At 41.8% G+C, this 4637-nt stretch carries 3 protein-coding genes; all 3 read right to left on the minus strand.

Features of this window, described 5'->3' with window-relative positions:
* Window positions 1–159 (minus strand): IS66 family insertion sequence element accessory protein TnpA (gene tnpA, locus BZG81_RS15970; RefSeq protein WP_198533669.1); only part of this gene is annotated, 159 nt, incomplete at its 3' end.
* Window positions 160–1119: 960 nt separating this feature from the next.
* A complete protein-coding gene (locus BZG81_RS15265; RefSeq protein WP_077677799.1) occupies window positions 1120–2406 on the minus strand; it encodes a hypothetical protein in 1287 nt (428 codons plus the stop codon).
* Complete coding sequence (locus tag BZG81_RS15270) at window positions 2406–3506, minus strand: nucleoid-associated protein (protein ID WP_077677800.1); 1101 nt, start codon at window positions 3504–3506, stop codon at window positions 2406–2408. Before BZG81_RS15270 ends, BZG81_RS15265 begins: the two co-directional genes overlap by 1 nt.
* Between the last annotated feature and the right edge of the window lie 1131 nt (window positions 3507–4637).

A 4637-nucleotide genomic window follows, 5' to 3' on the forward strand; every position in this document is an offset into this window, starting at 1 on the left:
TAGAACTGCGACTGGGCAATTTGGTGCTGTTCGCACCAGGCGGCGGAACTGCGACTGGGCAATTTGGTGCTGTTCGCACCAGGCGGCGATGGTGAGTTGGCTGTCTTTTTGATGCTGCAGGCGCTCCTGCCAGAGTGTCATCTTGTCTTCGCGTGTCATGATATCGCTCCGATAGTGAAGGAGCTATATCAATATCAGGTCATCGTGGTTATGTGAATGTGGGGAGAAATGGCCGCTTACGATATTCCTCTACCAAAACAGGGAGGGTATCGCTCCGACATCTACAGTAAGCGCTATGCCTATTTCTGTCGCAAGCATGAACTAAGGGCAGACCGTGTGACTTTCCATAGCTTGAGACACAACTTCAAAGACCTAGCGTTGAATGCTGGAGTGCCTGAAGTAGCTTATAAGCAACTTGGTGGATGGTCAGAGAGCTCTGTGAGTGGTAATTATGGCTCAGGTCTGACGATAGTTAGTCTCAAGAAGCATATAGAGACCATAGATTACCCCATCGACGAGCAAGAGGCAGTTGATACTCGACTCCCAGCGGCAGGATAGCTTCTCTGTGGCTTCTATATGGACTCTCAGGAAGCCTATAACAGCCAAGTGGAAACACCTATTGTCGATTGATGGTAGCTTATATTGTTGAAGTGAGTGGCAGTGCCCTATGGTTTCTCTAAGCATTTCCTTTTAGCGGTAGACCAAACAAACCACAATGCATAGGTGGAAGCCGTTTGAGGCTAAAGCCCTTGTGTCGGTATACCGTCTGCTCTCTCTGATGACTAAGACTGCGTTAGTCAGGACGTGGTCTGCCAGTTAACTACCAGCGACGTAATCAGATCTGACAGATTACTCTAGCTCACTTTTTTCCCGAAGTTTATCACGCTTTTAGATACATTACCCGATAGCCAATTGGTTTCGATATGCTAAAAGTAATGTACGGCTAAACGCAAGTTCTGTCCCCGTTTCACTACAGTCCGAGAGGTTAAAGCTTGGGGGCTTGTAGATTTTGCTGTGCCGATGATTGTTGGTCTATGACAGTCCGTTCGAGATAAAAAGAGGAGCGTGCAGTGATAGACCCTCAGGTGCTGTCAGTGTTAAATTAACCAAAGCTAAAACTCACGTTGACCAAGAATTTTTTAAAAACTCTATGACAGGGAGCAACTTGTCATGATGCCTACAGATAAACAATGATGCTCCAATAGAGAGAGGAGCCCAAACGAGAGCAGCAAGATACTTTAAATCCCTCTCTAGCTTATTAGCGTTTAGGTCGATAGCATCCTTCGCGCTTTTAATCTCATTAATTAGTGCTTGCGGGTATTGCGTTTCTTTTCCTTGAATACTACCAAACGATATATCTTTGGCGTGGGATATCCGCTGCAACTGAGCGATCTGGTTGGCGACTAGGCGAGTCATAAGCCATGTTGCAGACACGATACCAAAGATTATTAATGTGTCTGAAATGAAAGTTGCTTTTTCTGCAAAGAAACCAAGAAGTGCAGCAAATGATACAGGGAGACCAAATAGTTTTCCTGCAATGTCCCCTAAGACTTTGGAGTATTGTTCCGCAACTTTAAGCTCAACATCAGCAACTTCTTTCTTTGCTTTGTGAAACGCAAAGCCGCTCATGTATGTTTCAAAGTTGTTGTTGTAGAGAGTAATGAAGTCTTTCCAACTGCGAATAAGATGATTGAAGTTACTAACGCTATGATTTAGGGAGAGGTTCTCAAAAAACTCTATAATTGAAACTTTGAATATAGCTCGTTCACGATTGATGTTAGCTTGTTTTTCGCTTTTATCTGAGGTTAGGTCTGTGATTGTCGATATATCTATGATGGGTAGCTCAAGTAGCTCTCTTGTGATGCACGGGCGCAAAACTACAGGCTTTGAGGTTGTAGTTTCATCACTGCTTATGAATACAAGCTCATGATTGGTGCTATTTTGCTTTTTATCGTGATATGAAGCGAGCTTTTCGAGACTACCTACTAGCTCGCAGTATCTCTGTAAGTTCGTATAGACGTCTTCTGTATCGGTAGCTTCACTAGCTTCACTTTCATGGTGCCAGTAGTTGTCATCGCATACATAAAAATCAGAAGCTATTTTACCGTTAACTAGTTCAATGGCTCTTTCTAACAGGTCGTCTAGATCTCTGAAAACATTATAATCGCCAGACATCGGTATACTTAAATGTACAGAAGCACTAGTTCCGTCGGCTGTTGCCACCTCTTCGAGTGATACAACATCGTCACCGTGCTCTATCTCTTCGATCTCAATACCAGATTCTTTGACGTTCCAGAGAAGCTTCAGCGTTTGTGAGTCAAGTACACAGTCGAACTGTAACTGTCCGCCATCTTGTAGAGATGGAGAATCTATTGTTCTGTATAATTTAACAAACGCTTCTAACATTACTTAATACCGCGCTCTCTCAAGTCTTCTTCTAGTTGCGTGCGTAGATCCGCTGAAAGGTTCGTAATTGTAAGGGACTTTGATGCCTTATCATATTTTATTTCTGAATTAGATCTAACACCCAATGAATTACGATCAAACTCTAGTGTCCAGTTTGCATCTTGGTGCTTGAAGTATTTGTATTTTTTAGCCTCACTCTTACTAGAAGAAAACTCTGTGGGAATTTCACAACTACTGCCATTAAGGTGTGCAAATAGTTCATCCGACAACTCATCTGCTTCATTTGCAGGAAAGTAATGGCGAGCAATCTTGTCTATTTCTTTTAATGTCGCAGGCTTTTTATTTTCAGCACATTTTAACAAGTAGTCAGTTACTTGACTCTTTACTTTCCGACCTTCAGGCTTCATGTTTTTTGCTCTGAAGAATAGCTGAACTTCTTTGATGACTGTTCTAGTTGCTTCCGTTGAAGCAGTGCCTTTGGAGCAACCAAGAGCTGTAATGAAGTATCCAGCCGCAGTTTTATTATTAGCTGGACTTACAAAACTGAGATAGTTCATTTCTTGCCTTTGAACAGCAGTCGCACTCTGATAATTAATATACTTGTTTAGACTAATTCGTGCAGCCTGATGAAGATGATTGAGTTCAATGTGGTCTAACTCCTCAATTTTAAGGTCATCCGTGATTTTTATCCCTGCACGGTCTTTGAGCATGGCAATAAGTAGGTACTCAATGCCATCAGACTCATAGTCAGCAAAAAGAATATATCCACCTGTAGCAGGTGAATTATCTTTTACCATTCGCTCCAACTCAGTCATTGCATCTGTTGATAGACTCAGGAAATCACCTTCTGTTCGGGTAGACTTTTTAGCAAAACTATCGAACTTAATAGGAAATATGCCACTGGATTGTTTGGTAGTGAAAACACCATATTGAGCTGAGTTGTTTTTCTTGCCGTACAGGTCTGACACACCTGAGACTAGCTTTATCACATTAGCATCATCTTTGTTTAGGTTGGTGTCTCTTAGATTAGTTTGGGCTGTTGTCTTGTGTTGAGCTTTGACTAGCTCGTGAATAATAACTTGTTTAATTAGAAGGGACATAACCAGATCTCATTGTACTTTTATGCAAATAATATATATAAAACTTGCTTTAAGCATTGTGTTCTATCACAGATATCAAAAAAAACGAGGGCTTATCTACGGGTCTCGTTATGTTCGAGAGTGTAGCTTGTGAGGGTAGAGTTAAGTGTAGACTTGTCAAGGAATATTTAGATTTCGGTGACCAGTGATTTGAGCTGCTTCCTCTATCGAGTAACCTTTTTCGAAGAGACGGCTTGCCCCTTCCCCCCTGAATTCGTGATAGCGTAGATTTTCAATCCCTAACTTATTCCTGTCCAAAGGCGATTTTGATGGCATAAGGGACAGTCTGCACGACTAGGTTACGCTTCGCCACCATAGGTGTCAGATTGTGTGTAACTCAGCACACTAAGGCATATAGCCAAGCCGCTTCTATGAGAGCGTTACCTAGGGATTGGTCTAAACACAGTCTCTCGGATGGTCAACTGAATAATTATGATACCTAGACCACTCTCTTAACGCAGTGCTCGAAGAGGAACTTAAAGCTCAGATGTACCCGTGTAGCGTCAGTGTTGCTCCAGCTATCACTACCTAGCTTACTAAAGCAGATAACAGTATTCAGACCAGCGATGTTAAGAGACCTAAAGCTTCCCTCTTGGTTGAGCCCATGCAATACCCCACTAGCACATACAGACCACACAACTCAGACACACTCTAGTCGACTGCTGCTCACAATGATAACTCCTTCTATCAAGTGAAATAACAGTCAACGCAGAGTCGCTCTACTTAGCTACTCATCCATGTAAGCAAAGGTGCGATAGTGTTGTGCTGGTGGTCTATTTAGTATCTGCTACGACTACAGCAGCAGTGGTTTGATGTCACAGAGGGCTCTTAATGTACATTAAGAGACCTAGAAAATTGAGCGAAAAACAGCCACAAACTTTCGATGAAGTGTCATTACTTATAAGAATAATTCCCGACATTCTTAATTTAGATAGTTAAATTTCTGATAGGGCGTATGGGGGAAATTTAATACTCTATGTTTTATCAAAAAGGAGAAAGGGATTTTTACACAAAAACAAAGCAATAAAACCATGAATAATACTAATGAAAAAACAAAAATAATTCAGCGCAAGAGGTTGATATTAATAAAAG

The sequence above is a fragment of the Salinivibrio sp. MA607 genome (assembly GCF_001996245.1).
Classification (GTDB): domain Bacteria; phylum Pseudomonadota; class Gammaproteobacteria; order Enterobacterales; family Vibrionaceae; genus Salinivibrio; species Salinivibrio costicola.

What these genes read in the sequence shown, in the direction of transcription:
- BZG81_RS15270 (WP_077677800.1), bottom strand. Translation starts at nt 3,506, where the DNA reads ATGTCCCTTCTAATTAAACAAGTTATTATTCACGAGCTAGTCAAAGCT.
- BZG81_RS15265 (WP_077677799.1), bottom strand. Translation starts at nt 2,406, where the DNA reads ATGTTAGAAGCGTTTGTTAAATTATACAGAACAATAGATTCTCCATCT.